Annotated in this window: 17 protein-coding genes; 6 read left to right on the plus strand and 11 right to left on the minus strand. The window is 66.0% G+C overall.

From position 1 onward, the window contains the following. The first annotated feature begins 112 nt into the window (after positions 1–112). On the plus strand, positions 113–1,339 hold the full coding sequence (locus tag U9J23_RS04230) for an oxygenase MpaB family protein (RefSeq protein ID WP_039587620.1): 1,227 nt from the start codon (positions 113–115) through the stop codon (positions 1,337–1,339). Between the two features lie 56 nt (positions 1,340–1,395). Here the strand turns inward: U9J23_RS04230 and U9J23_RS04235 are convergent, their stop codons facing one another. Together U9J23_RS04235 and U9J23_RS04240 are read right to left on the minus strand one after the other, a co-directional pair. Then, on the minus strand, positions 1,396–1,809 hold the full coding sequence (locus U9J23_RS04235; protein WP_039587618.1) for a DUF302 domain-containing protein: 414 nt from the start codon (positions 1,807–1,809) through the stop codon (positions 1,396–1,398). Positions 1,810–1,841: 32 nt separating this feature from the next. Then, positions 1,842–2,111 (minus strand): metal-sensitive transcriptional regulator, encoded by a 270-nt coding sequence (locus tag U9J23_RS04240; protein ID WP_016695659.1) that lies wholly within the window; start codon positions 2,109–2,111, stop codon positions 1,842–1,844. Positions 2,112–2,352: 241 nt separating this feature from the next. Between U9J23_RS04240 and U9J23_RS04245 the strand changes: the two genes are divergently transcribed. Beyond that, positions 2,353–3,381, plus strand: a complete 1,029-nt coding sequence (locus tag U9J23_RS04245) for a HoxN/HupN/NixA family nickel/cobalt transporter (RefSeq protein WP_226950072.1) — start codon at positions 2,353–2,355, stop codon at positions 3,379–3,381. Between the two features lie 21 nt (positions 3,382–3,402). Here U9J23_RS04245 and U9J23_RS04250 read toward each other — a convergent pair whose 3' ends face one another. From U9J23_RS04250 to U9J23_RS04285, 8 genes are all read right to left on the minus strand, one after another. Further along, complete coding sequence (locus U9J23_RS04250; RefSeq protein ID WP_272266822.1) at positions 3,403–4,749, minus strand: MBL fold metallo-hydrolase; 1,347 nt, start codon at positions 4,747–4,749, stop codon at positions 3,403–3,405. 77 nt (positions 4,750–4,826) lie between these two features. Further along, positions 4,827–5,600 carry a sulfite exporter TauE/SafE family protein gene (locus U9J23_RS04255; protein ID WP_071934401.1) on the minus strand — a complete coding sequence of 258 codons (774 nt, stop codon included), beginning with the start codon at positions 5,598–5,600 and terminating at the stop codon, positions 4,827–4,829. 26 nt (positions 5,601–5,626) lie between these two features. After that, positions 5,627–6,109, minus strand: coding sequence for a hypothetical protein (locus U9J23_RS04260; protein ID WP_039587612.1), 483 nt, complete (start codon positions 6,107–6,109; stop codon positions 5,627–5,629). Beyond that, positions 6,106–6,651, minus strand: a complete 546-nt coding sequence (locus U9J23_RS04265; protein ID WP_083543719.1) for a DsbA family protein — start codon at positions 6,649–6,651, stop codon at positions 6,106–6,108. Before U9J23_RS04265 ends, U9J23_RS04260 begins: the two co-directional genes overlap by 4 nt. A 120-nt stretch (positions 6,652–6,771) precedes the next feature. Beyond that, positions 6,772–7,086: a rhodanese-like domain-containing protein gene (locus U9J23_RS04270; RefSeq protein WP_039587717.1), complete on the minus strand. Its 315-nt coding sequence runs from the start codon at positions 7,084–7,086 to the stop codon at positions 6,772–6,774. Positions 7,087–7,143: 57 nt separating this feature from the next. Further along, a complete protein-coding gene (locus tag U9J23_RS04275) occupies positions 7,144–8,022 on the minus strand; it encodes a sulfite exporter TauE/SafE family protein (protein WP_106200586.1) in 879 nt (292 codons plus the stop codon). Positions 8,023–8,024: 2 nt separating this feature from the next. Then, complete coding sequence (locus U9J23_RS04280) at positions 8,025–8,624, minus strand: rhodanese-like domain-containing protein (RefSeq protein ID WP_039587607.1); 600 nt, start codon at positions 8,622–8,624, stop codon at positions 8,025–8,027. A 115-nt stretch (positions 8,625–8,739) separates the two neighbouring features. Beyond that, positions 8,740–9,009: a metal-sensitive transcriptional regulator gene (locus U9J23_RS04285; protein WP_272266816.1), complete on the minus strand. Its 270-nt coding sequence runs from the start codon at positions 9,007–9,009 to the stop codon at positions 8,740–8,742. A 139-nt stretch (positions 9,010–9,148) separates the two neighbouring features. On the opposite strand from U9J23_RS04285, the gene U9J23_RS04290 reads away from it, so the two are divergent. From U9J23_RS04290 to U9J23_RS04305, 4 genes are all read left to right on the plus strand, one after another. After that, positions 9,149–10,528: an MBL fold metallo-hydrolase gene (locus tag U9J23_RS04290; RefSeq protein WP_106200585.1), complete on the plus strand. Its 1,380-nt coding sequence runs from the start codon at positions 9,149–9,151 to the stop codon at positions 10,526–10,528. A gap of 31 nt (positions 10,529–10,559) precedes the next feature. After that, a complete protein-coding gene (trxA, locus tag U9J23_RS04295; RefSeq protein ID WP_071934404.1) occupies positions 10,560–10,934 on the plus strand; it encodes a thioredoxin in 375 nt (124 codons plus the stop codon). A gap of 44 nt (positions 10,935–10,978) precedes the next feature. Then, positions 10,979–11,152, plus strand: a complete 174-nt coding sequence (locus U9J23_RS04300) for a hypothetical protein (protein WP_162836426.1) — start codon at positions 10,979–10,981, stop codon at positions 11,150–11,152. Between the two features lie 76 nt (positions 11,153–11,228). Next, the gene (locus U9J23_RS04305) at positions 11,229–12,509 is read left to right on the plus strand and encodes an MFS transporter (RefSeq protein WP_106200584.1); all 1,281 of its coding nucleotides are present in this window, start codon (positions 11,229–11,231) and stop codon (positions 12,507–12,509) included. A 3-nt stretch (positions 12,510–12,512) separates the two neighbouring features. Here U9J23_RS04305 and U9J23_RS04310 read toward each other — a convergent pair whose 3' ends face one another. After that, entirely contained in the window at positions 12,513–13,556 is a 1,044-nt protein-coding gene (locus U9J23_RS04310) for a patatin-like phospholipase family protein (RefSeq protein WP_272266808.1), read from the minus strand. Positions 13,557–13,591: the final 35 nt, after the last annotated feature.

Here is a 13,591-nt window from a genome sequence, read left to right on the forward strand (position 1 = left end):
GAGCAGTGATATTTCACGATTCATTGTGACCCGAGCCACAGTGTGGTTCGATGCTACAGAGAAACGCTGAATGTTTCATTGCTACATCCGCGAGTCGTAGGGGAGCGGCAGTATGGATAATCCGAGCAGGCGCGACGTTCTGAAAACCGGTGGCCTCCTGGGTGCCTTGGGGGCGTTCGCGGTGGCAGCGCCGGCCCAGGCCCGGCCCTGGAAGTGGTCACCGTCAGGATCGATACCGGGTGCGGGGAGCGGTGCCGACCCGCGACAGGTATGGGACAACGAGGCCGACCCGCTCGTCGCTTCATTGCTCGAGCGGGGCGACGTACCGAGGGTCAACGAGCTGCTGCGCACCTGGAAGAAGAACTCCCAGCCGTTACCCGAAGGACTTCCGAACGACCTGCGCGACTTCATGGAACACGCCCGGCAGCTTCCGCCCTGGGCCGATCCGGCGAAACTCGAGACGGCCGTCCGCTTCAACGAGAAGCGCGGGTTGTACCTCGGTGTGCTGTACGGATTCGTGAGCGGGATGATGAGCACGGTCATCCCGAAAGAGGCGCTGGCCGTCTACTACTCCAAGGGCGGCGCGAACATGAAGGGCCGCATCTCGAAGACTGCAAAATTGGGCTACGACATCGGTTCTCGCAACGCGTATCTGGGCGACGGCGAAATGATCGTCACAGCCGTGAAGACCAGGCTCGTCCATGCCGGCGTGCGTCATCTGCTTCCGCAGTCCTCGCACTGGTCCAACATGGCACCGGAGGACGTGCCGATCAGCCAGCACGACATGATGGTCACCTGGCACAGCCTGCCCACCAGCGTGATGCGCACGTTGAAGGAGTGGAAGGTTCCCATCCCGGCCGCGGAGGCCGACGGATTCCTGCACTCGTGGCAGGTCAGTGCGCACATGCTCGGCATCGAAGACCAGTACATCCCGGCCACCTGGGACGACGCCGAATCCCAGGCGCAGGAGGCGCTCGATCCGATCCTGGCGCCCACACCCGAGGGCGTGAAGCTCGCCGATATGCTCCTCGATCTCGGTAAGGGTCTCGACTTCTCGCTGTTGTCCCGCCCGATCCTCGGTGCGCTCACCCGCTTCGCTCTCGGCGACGAGGTCGCCAACTGGCTCAATATTCCGCGCGAACCGGTCTGGGGCACACTGCTCGACGTCGCGTGGGGTCCGTTCATCGCGGTACGCGAAGGCCTGCTGCCGCTTCCGCTGGCGCCGGATGCCTACTGGACGTTCGACGAACTGCTGCGCCAGTTCGTCCTGCTGTACATGTCGGAACTGCGCCCGATCAGCATCGAGATCCCCGAATACAACAATCCCAACTATCCCTGACCCGTTCGGGGCGAGGGGCCGGCACAGTCGCTGTGCCGGCCCCTCGTGGTGTCGATTCAGTTCTGTGCCGTATCCGCCTTCAAGGAATCGATGGCGGCCTGCAGAGCGGTGGTGGCGTCGTCGGCGACCTCCGCGAGTCCCGGCTGATCGGCGACCTGCACCATCATCTGTGGGTTCATTGCGTCGACCACCACGGTGTCGGGATCCTCGGGGTCGGTGCGGACCACGACGTTGCAGGGGAGCAAGAGCCCGATCTGCCGATCGACCGTCACCGCCCGGTGGGCGAGCGGCGGATTGCACGCACCGAGGATCACGTAATCCTCCAGGTCCTCACCGAGCTTGGCCTTCAGGGTGGCCTTCATGTCGATCTCGGTGAGAATGCCGAATCCCTGCCCGGCCAGTGCCTTGCGGGTGCGTTCGACCGCATCGTCGAACGAGGTGTGGAGGGTGGTCGAGAGTGCGAGTGTCATGGGTGTCCTGCTTTCTCTCGGAAGGGGAGGTGTCAAGCCAGGGCGAGGAAGAGCTTCTCGAGTTCGGCCTCGGTCATCGGCTCCTTGCCGTCCTGGGCCGTCTCGGTGAGGCATTCCCGCAAACCGCTCGCCACAATCTTGAATCCGGCACGGTCCAGAGCGCGGGAGACCGCGGCGAGCTGGGTTACGACATCCTTACAGTCACGACCCTGTTCGATCATCGCGATCACTCCGCCGAGCTGACCCTGCGCGCGGCGCAGCCGGTTGAGTACCAGTGCGATGCTGTCTTCGTCGCCGACCATGGAGGCGTCCTTTCCTAGTTCTGTAGACCATTGTACCCCGGGGGGTATCTGGTCGGAATGTGAGTTGTGCGACCGATCTTCACCTTGTCGACCACGAGTGTGACAGCTACGCCGTGCGGGTATGAGGGCGACGATTGCTGCGACGCCCTGCGCTGCCGTGGTGCTTCGGTCTGCGCAGTCGGAGGGAGAACAGCGCGTGAGTGAGTTCGTCACTTCGTCTCGTGATTCAGGGCTCGCTCGCTTGGTCGACAGTTCCGGGCGAGAGCACGTTCCCGAGCGACTGCGCATCGCTGCGACCTTGGCGGTTGTGGCGTCGGTGCACGTCCTGGGCTTCGGTCTGCTGGCGTGGGCCCAATGGACGTCGGCCGCCGACGCGGTGAGTGTGAGCGTCGCACTGACCGCATACGCGTTGGGGCTGCGGCATGCTCTCGACGCCGATCACATCACCGGTATCGACAACGCGACGCGCAAGTTTGTCGGCGAAGGCCGCCGGCCCATGAGCGTGGGCCTGGCGTTCAGCCTGGGGCATTCGACAGTGGTGTTCGTGGTGACGGTCCTGGTGGCAGCCGGGGTCGGCACCGCAACGCGGTTGTTGTCCGACGACGAACCGGCGACGGCGGTGCTGGCGACGGTCGGCGCGGTGGTCGCCGGAGGTTTCCTCGTCCTCATCGCCGCCGTCAACGCCGTGGCCTGGGTGCGCTTGCGCGCCCTGCATCGCGAGCGTGAGCCGGACGCCGTGGCCGTGGAGCAGGCGCTGTCGCGGACGGCGGCGGCACGGGTGTTGCAGGCGCCCCTGCGCAGGGTGTGTCATCCCCGGCACATCTACGTGATCGGCGTCCTGTTCGGTCTGGGGTTCGATACTGCGATGACCATCGGGGTCGTCGCCGTCGCGGTCGCGACGACCCTCACCGGCGCCTCGGTGTGGTTGGTGCTGGCACTACCTTTGTGTTTCGCCGCGGGGATGACACTGGTCGACGCGATCGACGGCATCGCAATGACCAAACTCTATTCCGGTGAGGGTCTGGCACCCGGAACGAAGATCTTCTTCACGTTGATCACCACGGGTGTGTCGGTCGTCGCCGCAGCCGTGCTGGGAACCATCATTCTGGTGTCCACGGCGCGCGAGGTGTTCGCCTTGACCGACCCGTGGACCGGGTGGATCGCGGCTCTGAACCTGGAGTACGTCGGCCTGGCGCTGGCGGCGACATTTGCCGTGCTGTGGATGGGGGCGGCGCTGATCACCCGGCAGCGTTACCGAACTGCCGGGTGATCCGTTGGCTGAGGGACCGTCTCAGCCGGTGAGTCCGAGTTCGCGAGCACGGTCGAATTCGTCGTTGACGAGAACGACGTTGCGTTCGGGTGCATCGATCATCGATGCCGCGATCGACGAGCGGTAGCCGGACGCGCAGTGCACCCAGACTTCCCCCTGGGGGACCTCGTCGAGACGATCGGCGAGTTCGTGCAGTGCGATGTTGACGGCGCCGTCGATGTGCGATTCGTCGAACTCGTTCGCCTGCCGCACATCGAGGACGGTGACCTGCTGCTCGTCGCGTCTGCGGGCGAGAGCGGGGAAATCGGCGACACGATAGGAACGCAGTTCGGTGCCGGCGACGAGGGTGTGGATCTCGCCCACTGCGGCACCTTCGAGATCGTCGATGCCGATGCGGACGAGTTCGCGACGCGCGTCGAGTACCTGCTCCTCGCTCTCTCCGATCAGGGTCAACGGCGCTCCCCAGGTGTAGAGCCAGCCCAGATAGGTTACGAACGAACCGGATAGTTCGAACCCGAGGGTGCCGCCGAGGTGTCCGGCGGCGAAAGCAGTGCGTTCGCGGAGGTCGACGACCCATTCGCCGGAATCGATCCTCCGGCGCAGCTCCTCCGGATCGACGCGCTCGGGCATCGACAGGTCCACCGGCGCAGGTCCGGCGCGGTTGATCACTCCCATATGGGCGTAATAGGCAGGGTAGGCGGCCAGCCCCGCGAGCAGTTCGTCGACGTATGCCTGTTCGTCCTGGGTCAGGGCCGGGTTCGACGTACGTTCGCGGCCGATGGTGGACTCGTCGCCGCTGGCGGGTGTGGCGGCGCAGAAACTGCCGAAGCCGTGCGTGGGGTACACCTTCGTCTCCGCAGGCAGTTCCTCGGCGAGGCGGCGCACCGAGTGGTACTGCGCGTGGGTGAGTTCGTCGGTGTGCTTCTCGCCGACGAGATCGGTCCGTCCGGTCGTGCCGAAGAGCATCGAACCGCCGGTGAACACTCCGACGGCAGTGTCGTCGGGATCGCGCAGCACATAGCTGACGTGATGATGCGTGTGGCCGGGAGTGTGCATGACCTGGAATCGGAATGCTCCGGCGTCGACGATGTCGCCGTCGACCACCGCGCGCCGCTGGTAGCCGAGATCGTCGCCGGCCGGAACGACGTATTCGGCGTTCACTGCCCTGGACAGTTCGAGACCGCCGGTGACGTAGTCGTTGTGGATGTGCGTTTCGAGCACGTGGGTGATGCGTACTCCGCGTTCGGCCGCCAGCTTCAGTACTCGGTCGATGTCGCGTTGCGGGTCCACCACGGCACCGATGTCGCCCGCGCTGATCAGGTAGCTGCGATCGCCGAGGCCGGAGGTTTCGATGATCGACACGTCCATCGGGGACTCCTTCATTCGGGGGATGTACGGGACGAATACCCGTACCCGTATGGGTGAAACGGTGGATGCGGTAGCGGTCACCGTAGGAAGATCGCGTCGACGAGCACGTAGGCGGCCACGGCGAACACCAGATAGGCGAACCAGCGTTGAAGCCGGTCGGTGTCGATGCGGGTCCCGAACTGCCCCGCGACGAGCGACCCGACGATCGCTGTGCCGGCGAAGGCGGCGGTGATCGCCCAGTCGATGCTCGTGCCGCTCAGATGCGAGATCAGACCCGCGGCGGAATTGGCGACGATGATCACCAGCGAGGTGCCCACGGCAACCGGCATCTCGATGCCGAGCATGAGGACGAGCGCAGGGATGATCAGAAATCCGCCGCCGACACCGAACAGGCCGGTGAGAAAGCCGACCGTGAGGCCGGCCGCGATCGACCGAGGAGCGCAACGGCGCCAGTTGATTCGGGATCCTTCGGTCGAGCACGCTGTTCCGGTATCGCCACGATCGGCGAGCATCCTCGCTCCTGCCAAGACCATCACCACCGCGAACCCGATCAGAAGAGCGCGTTCCGGAAGCAACCGTCCCACGGCGCTGCCCGCGAAGGTGGCCGGAATGCCGGTGGCGGCGAAGATACCTGCCAGACGCCACTCGACCTGGCGAGCGCGTACTTTCGGAAGCACCCCCACCGCCGACGCCACGCCGACGACGATCAGTGAGATCGGGATGGCCTGCGCCATGCTCAACCCCAGGCCGAAGACCAGAGCCGGGACCGCGAGGATCGATCCGCCTCCGCCGAGCAGGCCGAGCAGCACGCCGATGACGGCACCGAAGCCCAGCGCGAGCACCAACGTCATCTCGCTCCTTTCGGTCGCATCCTCTTTCAGTGGTACCCGGGTCGATGTTGACGCCGTTGCCGAATCACGCGGACTGCGACCGCGGCGAACGCGATGACAGCGACTGTCAGGAGTAGGCCGGGACCGTGCATGTCCGTGGCCCATTGTCCGAGTGCAACTTGCAGGTCGAGCTGCTCGTCGACGCCCATGAGGCCGGTGAGATTCGCGGTGCCGTCGGTGACGAGAAACAGCACGCCGATGCCGATGAACAGCAGACCCGAGATGAGGGAGGCGGTATGAGTTCGCAATGGAGCCTGCTGAGTCAGGAGCGCACCGACCAATCCGAGTCCGGCGCCCAGAGGCGCGAGCACCGAGGTCAATCCGGCATAGAAGAGTGCGGTGCGTGCTGCAAGACGTCCCGCGCCGTCGAAGGCATACGCGAAGAAGGAGGGCAGTAGCAGCGCCGAGCACGGACTGAGCAGGGAAAGCAGGTCGCCGAGCAGGGCGCCGAGCAGACCGATCTCGGTCACGGCGCCGACCCGGCTGCTGCCTCGATGACCTGCTCGAAGACCCCGAGCGGTTGTGCGCCCAGAATCGGGGTGCCGTTGATCACGAACGACGGTGTACTTGCCACGCCGATGGTGTTCGCCTCGAGCATGTCGGCGTAGATGTCCTGGTCCACGGACGGGTCGGCGGCCTGCCGGTCGAATCGGTCCTGGTCGGGCACTCCGGCCGCAGCTGCGAAGCTGCGCAGAGCCTCCGATGTCAGGTCGGGATGACCACGATCGGGGGAGGAGGCGTAGACGGCCGTACCGAACTCCCAGAACTTCCCCTGTGCGGCAGCGGCGTGGCCGGCAAGATCTTCGGCCATCGACTGCTCGCCGAAGATCGGCAGGTCGCGCCATTCGATGCGCAGAATTCCCTCGTCCACGTACTTGTCGATCAAGGCCGCTTCGACGTCCCGGCTGAACTTGGCACAGAACGGGCAGCGGTAGTCGGAGTACGCGACCATCACCACGGGAGCGTCCACCGCGCCGATCGCCAACGGGTCGCCGTCGATGCGTCGGGACATGTCTCCGACCGGTCCCACTCCTACCGTTCGGGCGAAGCCCGGCACGGTTCCACTCTACGGCCTGCACACCGTCGTCGACGGCGGCGTGCAGGCCGCTGGTGAAGAAGTTCGGCCCGATGCTCAGGCGGTGGGGCCGCGCCGGACCTCTCGGCCCGCGGACACCCACGCTCTCGTCCCGCCGGCAACGGATACCGCGGGCCGTCCGGCCGATTCGAGGATCTCGGCTCCGCGCTTGCTCCGGTTTCCGGATGCGCAGATGACGTAGACGGTCTCTCCCGGAGCTACCTCGCTCACACGGGCGGACAGTTCGGGGAGGGGGATCAATTGGGCGCCGGGAACGTGGCCCTGGATGTACTCGTAGTCCTCGCGGACATCGAGCACCGGAGCTCCGGACTCCCACGCCTGGATCAGAGCGGCAGTGTCGACTTCGTGCATGGTGAACTCCTCGGTTCGGGTCTGTCGAGAATGGGTGAGCACTTCCGAGTTCTCCGCTCAGCCCGCCGCCACGGCGGCGCGAGAGCGTCCTCCGAGTCGTTGCAGCGGGCAGTGCTCCCTGCGGTTGCAGGCATAGGTGGCGCCGGCGGCAACGACGGTGAGTGCCGCCGCGGCGATGCCGACGCCGGGATGGATCTCCTGCGCGAGGATGACGGAGGACATGATCAGGACGAACCAGCCGAAGCTCTTGCGCAGGGTGTCCGGATCGACCAGTGAGGTCAGGCGGCCGCCGATGAGGCTGCCCACGACGGCGGCACCGGTGACCATCGCCGCCAGACGCCAGTCGATCTGCACGTTGGACAGGTAACCGCCGAGTCCGGCGAAGGACTTCATGGCGATCACGATCAGCGATGTGCCGACCGCGACCGGCATCGGCAGACCACCGAGCAGCGCCAGAGCCGGGACGACGAGGAAGCCGCCGCCGGCGCCGACGAGGCCTGTGACCAGGCCGACGACCACGCCGTCGAGCAGGATCTTGCCCACGGGCATGGCCTGGTCGCCGTCGTCGGCCGCGGCCTTGTTCTTACGGCCGCGGAGCATGGCGATCGCTGTTGCGATCATCATTACGGCGAAGCCGAGCAGCAGGACGGTGCCGGGTATGAAGCGCGAGAGCAGACCCCCGCCGTAGGCGCCGACCATGCCGGCCAGACCGAACAGGATTCCGGTGCGCCACTGCACGCGGCCGGCGCGTGCATGGGAAATCGCGCCGACCGCGCTGGTGACACCCACGACCAGCAGCGAAGTGGCAATCGCTTCCTTTGCGTCCATACCTGCCACGTAAGCGAGCAGCGGGACGGTGAGAATCGAGCCCCCGCCACCGAGCAGTCCGAGGGTGACACCGACGAGGACTGCCAGAGCTACGGTCAACGCGATCATGATCAGTTCCTCTCGGCGCTTTCGGTATTCGACTGGACAAGCTGCGCGACGATGCTCTGGGCGTCGCACGAGGCGCCGCGGTTGTAGGGCAGCTTGGACAGCAGCATGCCCATTGCGCAGGTGTTCGACAGTGCGGCGAAGGTCAACCCACCGCCGATTCCGGCGGCGAGCCACTTGAGCTTCGGCACGGCGATGCTGCCGAGAACCGAGCTCAGCACGAGCGAACCGGCGACGAGCCGGACCTGGCGTTCGAGGTCCCAGCGTTCGGCGCCGCGGTTGACGGGCAGGCCGGCCGCTTCCCAGCCGAGCATGCCGCCCTCGAGGATGTGGAGGTTGAACAATCCTGCGTCGCGCAGGGTCTCTTCGGCTTGACCGGCACGCTGTCCGGAGCGACACACCAGGACGACGTTCTCGTCGAAATGAGCGCAGAACTCGTCGCGGTGCTCGCGCAACAGGTCCAGGGGGACGTTGTAGGCGCCGGGGATGTGCACGGACTCGAACTCGCCCGGAGTCCGGACGTCGATGATCCGCACGTTCTTGCCGGAGTCGATCGACTCGTGCAAGGAGTTCGGGTCGACGGTGACAGCGGGGGACTCGGTCATGGGGGGCCTTTCGATCGGGGAATCGGATGGGGCTGATAAAAGTGCCCCAGGGGGTATTCTTCGACTATCGTACACATACCCCTGGGGGTATATGCAAGGAGCTTGTCGGGTGAGCTCAGGCGAGGCCGAGGAGCAACTTCTCGAGTTCCTTCTCGGTGATGCGGTCGTCGCAGGCGGCGTCCTGTTCGTCGAGGATGCATCGGCGGAGTCGGTCCGAGATGATCTTGAATCCGGCGCGATGCAGCGCGTGGGATGTCGCTGCGAGCTGAATGACCACCTCGCGCAGATCGCGGTCGGTTTCGAGCATCGTGATAACCGCGGTGAGCTGGCCTTGTGCTCGGCGCAGGCGTCGCAGGGCGGCGGTATCGGCTTCCGGATTCTCCATCGGTAACTCCCTGCTCGATCCTGCGCTGCCGGGAAATCGGACCCGGATACCCCAGGGGGTACTTGACATACCCTAGGGGGTATATGCCACGATGTCTACATCACCGGAACATCACCCGGATCCAGCAACGGAGGAATCCATGATTCTCGAGCAGTACTACATCGAGTGCCTCTCCCACGCGTCCTACCTCATCGGTGACGAGAGCACGGGCAGGGCGGTCGTGGTCGACCCCCGCCGCGACATCACCGAATACCTCTCCGACGCAAAGAAGTACGGACTGACCATCGAAGGGGTGATCAACACCCACTTCCACGCGGACTTCGTCTCGGGTCACCTCGAACTGGTCGACGCCACGGGTGCGTGGATCGGATTCGGTGAAGCCGCCGAGACCGACTACCCGATCCGCCGGCTGCGCGACGGCGAGAAGCTGTCCCTCGGTGAGGTCGAACTCGAAATTCTCTCCACCCCGGGCCACACCTGGGAATCGATCTCGGTGCTGGTGCGCGAACACCCCGATGCCGTCCCGTCGGCGGTGCTCACCGGCGACTCGCTGTTCATCGGCGATGTCGGCCGCCCCGACCTGGTCAACCTCGGCGACGGATCCACCAGCGATCTGGCGCGAGCGATGTATCACACCGTGCACGAGAAGCTGCTGACCTTGCCCGACCAGGTCGTGGTCATGCCCGCTCACGGTGCCGGTTCGTCCTGCGGGAAGAACCTGTCGACCGAACTCACCTCGACCATCGGGGAGCAGCGCGCCACCAACCCGTCCGTGCAACCGATGAGCGAGGACGACTTCGTCGCCCTGGTCACCGAAGGGCAGCCGGCCGCCCCGTCGTACTTCTCGGTCGACGCCGCGATGAACAAGCGGATGCACCCGCTTCTGCTGCAGGACCGCACCATTCCCGAGCTGAGCCCCGAGCAGGTGAAGGCCGAACTCGAGGCCGGCACGCGTGTTCTCGATGCGAGAAGCGTCGACGATTTCGCCGCCGGGCATCTGCGCGGATCGGTCAACGTCGGGTTCGACGGGCGTTTCGCCGAGACCGGCGGCATGGTCGCCGAGGTCGGCGAGAAGATCGTGCTGATCACCTATCCCGGTGAGGAGCAGGACGCCGCGGTGCGCCTGGCGCGAATCGGATCCGACGGTGCCGCAGGTTATCTGAACGTCGACCGGGACGGGGCCTTCCCCGCGGAGCTGGCCGGCCTGATCGAGGCCGCACCCCGGACGACCGTCGAGGAACTCGACCGCTTGCTCGCCGCCGACGCGGTCACCCTCGTCGACATCCGCAACCCCGGTGAGCGCGAGTTCGGGACGATTCCGGGCGCGGTGCCGATCCCGTTGGCGCAGTTGCGGGCCCGTCTGGACCAGGTTCCCGCCGGCAAGCCGATCGTGGTGCACTGTGCCGGTGGATGGCGTTCGAGCGTGGCGGCTTCGCTGCTGCGGGCCCAGGGCTTCGAGAACGTCACGGATCTGCTCGGCGGCTACAACGCGTGGGCCGAATCTCACGTCCCTGCCTGATCATTCCGGCCCGGAGAAAGGAACGGAAACGATGACGACGAAGAACCTCACGATGGCGGACTTCGAATCCACCATCGTCGGCAACGACATCGTTCTCGTCGACTTCTGGGCGTCGTGGTGCGGCCCGTGCCGTGCCTTCGCCCCGGTCTTCGACAAGTCGTCGCAGGCACACCCCGAGATCGTGCATGCCAAGGTCGACACCGAGGCCGAGCAGCAGCTCGCCGCCATGGCGAACATCCGCTCGATTCCGACGATCATGGCATTCCGAGAAGGTGTGCTCGTCTACTCACAGCCCGGCGCGTTGCCGGCACCGGCTCTCGAGGACCTGATCACCCGGATCGAGGCCCTCGACATGACCGAGATCCACGACCAGGTTGCCGGACAACGCGCAGCCTCCCGCTCCTGACCCTTCGCCGGGTCCGTAGCGAACTCTCATCGAGGAGGACTCTCATGTGTTACCCCGTCGCCTGCCCGAACTGCGCAAAGACCGGATGGGGCGGATGCGGACAGCATGTCGACGCCGTCATGCGTTCGGTGCCCGCCGCCGATCGCTGCACCTGCGGTCAGGACACCGTCCCGGCCCGCGCCGAGCGTCGAAGCGTGCGGTCGCTCTTCCGTCGCTGACCTCGGTCGCAACCATGGAGACGGCGTACGAACCGGAACCGGCCGTAGCCGTCGGCCCCGACCCGGAGGCCGGGACGTGAGCCCCAGGGCCACGCCCCGGCCTCCGGTGCTGGGTCTGCGGGCCAACGCCGCCCAGTTCACCCTGCTGGTGGCGGTCAACGCCCTGGTGGGAGGCATGGTCGGTCAGCAACAGACCGTTCTTCCGCTGCTTGCCGAGAACGAATTCGGGCTGAGCGGTTACACATTCATCTTCACCTACGTGGCAGCCTTCGGGATCACCAAGGCTGCCGCAAACTACTTCGCCGGGACCTTCTCCGACCGCTACGGGCGCAAACCGGTGCTGCTGGTGGGATGGTTGTTCGCCCTGCCGGTACCTCTCATGCTGATTCTCGCCACCGACTGGTGGTGGGTGGTAGCCGCGAACGTACTGTTGGGTATCAACCAGGGGCTCACCTGGTCGACGACCGTGGTGATGAAGATCGATCTGGTCGGTCCGGCCCGGCGCGGTCTGGCCATGGGACTCAACGAAGCTGCAGGTTACGGCGCTGTCGCGGTGACATCGCTGTTCGCCGGTTATCTGGCCGAGCATTTCGGTCTGCGCCCCGCACCCTTCCTGCTGGGGCTCGCGTACACCGCCCTGGCGTTGGTGTTGTCGGGTTTCTTCGTGAGGGAGACCCGGGATCACGCGTTGCTCGACGCCGGGCAACATGTGGCCCGCGCCGACGGAATCCACGATCACCTTCACGCCGACCTGACCGACCGTGAGATCGTGGTCCAGACCAGTCTTCGGGAACCCGCTCTGTCCTCGGCGAGTCAGGCGGGATTGGTCAACAACCTCAATTTCGGTCTCTCGTGGGGGTTGTTCCCCCTGTTGTTCGCCACCGCGGACCTCACCGTTGCACAGATCGGCCTGCTGTTCGCCCTTTATCCAGGAGTGTGGGGCGCGGGACAATTGGTCACCGGAGCCCTTTCGGACCGGATCGGCCGGAAGCACCTGATCACCGCGGGAATGGCCACGCAGGCGGTCGCCCTGGCGGTCATCGCGCTGAGCGACGCATTCGCGGGCTGGGCGACCGGCACCGTACTGCTGGGTGCGGGCACCGCCATGGTCTATCCCACCCTGCTGGCCGTGATCGGCGACGTCGCCCATCCGGTCTGGCGAGGCCGGGCCGTCGGCGTCTACCGCGTCTGGCGCGATCTGGGCTACGCGGTCGGGGCAGTCCTCGGCGGGATCGTCGCCGACCTGATGGGTCTGCACGCCGCGGTCGGAGTCGCTGCGGCCGTCAGCGCAACCTCCGCGCTGATCGTCGCTCTCCGGATGTACGAAACACAACGGCCGATCGCCGCTGCTCGGTAGCGACTAGGGTGATCCGGGCTCGTCCGGTGACGAATCGACGGAGATTCCGGCCTCGGAACCGGTGGACGCGGAGGCCGGGATACCGGCACGGTCGAGGGCTTCCTCGGTGAGGGAGCGCCCCAGCGCGATCATCTCGGCCGCCTTGTGGAAGTCGAGGCTTCGGCACGCGGTGCGCGGGACCTCCACGAGGATGTCGGGCGGATAGGCCGCCAACTGGAACCGGGACAGCGCCGACTGCATGATGTCGAGCGACCGGTTCATCACCGCGACGCGTCCGAACTTCGGGACGAGCGCATCGTCGACGTCTCCGGTGTCCTCGGTGTCCTCCTCCGGTGGCTCGTCGTTCGCCGCACTGGTCGAGAACCGGTTGACCACCGACCGCACGATGTCGGTGTCGAGCATCTGGTTGGCGCTGCGCCGGAAACGTGCCTTCCATTCCTCGATGGGCCGTGCCTCGGAGCTGGCGTTCTCGGGTGATTGTGCCGAGCCCTGCTCCTCCCCGCCGAGGCTGACTCCGATCGTGAGGTCGGCGGGCATGCCGACCGTCGGTGCGATCGGTAGGGGCGAGAGTGTGCCGCCGTCGGTGAGGACGCGGCCGTTGAGTATCACCGGCGTGATGACGCCGGGTATCGCGATGGATGCCCGGATCGCCGCGTGGACGGGACCTCGCTGGAACCAGACGGCGCGACCTGCTGCGAGGTCGGTGGCGACTGCGGTGAACGGAATCGGGAGTTCCTCGATCACCGCATCGCCGAGGATCTCCCGCATCTTGGACAGGATCCGTTCGGCGCGGATCGCGCCGGGAGCCGAGACCGACAGGTCGAGAAGGCGCACCACATCCATCTGGGACAGTCCGGTGGCCCATTCGGTGTACGGGTCCATCGCACCTGCCGCGTAGACGCCACCGACCAGCGCGCCCATCGAAGCGCCTGAGACTCCGACAATTTCGAGGCCACGTTCTTCGATCGCCCGGATGGCGCCGATATGGGCGTACCCGCGGGCACCACCACTGCCGAGGGCGAGTGCCACGCGTGTCCGTCCGGCCATGGGTCCGATGGTACGCAGCGCCCTCTCCGATATCC

This window comes from Rhodococcus sp. PD04, assembly GCF_035918275.1.
Taxonomy (GTDB): Bacteria; Actinomycetota; Actinomycetes; order Mycobacteriales; family Mycobacteriaceae; genus Rhodococcus; species Rhodococcus rhodochrous.

Excerpts from the sequence above, each read along its gene's own strand:
- U9J23_RS04230 (WP_039587620.1), top strand. The coding sequence starts at position 113 with ATGGATAATCCGAGCAGGCGCGACGTTCTGAAAACCGGTGGCCTCCTG.
- U9J23_RS04235 (WP_039587618.1), bottom strand. The coding sequence starts at position 1,809 with ATGACACTCGCACTCTCGACCACCCTCCACACCTCGTTCGACGATGCG.
- U9J23_RS04240 (WP_016695659.1), bottom strand. The coding sequence starts at position 2,111 with ATGGTCGGCGACGAAGACAGCATCGCACTGGTACTCAACCGGCTGCGC.
- U9J23_RS04250 (WP_272266822.1), bottom strand. The coding sequence starts at position 4,749 with ATGGACGTGTCGATCATCGAAACCTCCGGCCTCGGCGATCGCAGCTAC.
- U9J23_RS04255 (WP_071934401.1), bottom strand. The coding sequence starts at position 5,600 with ATGACGTTGGTGCTCGCGCTGGGCTTCGGTGCCGTCATCGGCGTGCTG.
- U9J23_RS04265 (WP_083543719.1), bottom strand. The coding sequence starts at position 6,651 with ATGTCCCGACGCATCGACGGCGACCCGTTGGCGATCGGCGCGGTGGAC.
- U9J23_RS04270 (WP_039587717.1), bottom strand. The coding sequence starts at position 7,086 with ATGCACGAAGTCGACACTGCCGCTCTGATCCAGGCGTGGGAGTCCGGA.
- U9J23_RS04275 (WP_106200586.1), bottom strand. The coding sequence starts at position 8,022 with ATGATCGCGTTGACCGTAGCTCTGGCAGTCCTCGTCGGTGTCACCCTC.
- U9J23_RS04280 (WP_039587607.1), bottom strand. The coding sequence starts at position 8,624 with ATGACCGAGTCCCCCGCTGTCACCGTCGACCCGAACTCCTTGCACGAG.
- U9J23_RS04285 (WP_272266816.1), bottom strand. The coding sequence starts at position 9,009 with ATGGAGAATCCGGAAGCCGATACCGCCGCCCTGCGACGCCTGCGCCGA.
- U9J23_RS04290 (WP_106200585.1), top strand. The coding sequence starts at position 9,149 with ATGATTCTCGAGCAGTACTACATCGAGTGCCTCTCCCACGCGTCCTAC.
- trxA (WP_071934404.1), top strand. The coding sequence starts at position 10,560 with ATGACGACGAAGAACCTCACGATGGCGGACTTCGAATCCACCATCGTC.
- U9J23_RS04300 (WP_162836426.1), top strand. The coding sequence starts at position 10,979 with ATGTGTTACCCCGTCGCCTGCCCGAACTGCGCAAAGACCGGATGGGGC.
- U9J23_RS04310 (WP_272266808.1), bottom strand. The coding sequence starts at position 13,556 with ATGGCCGGACGGACACGCGTGGCACTCGCCCTCGGCAGTGGTGGTGCC.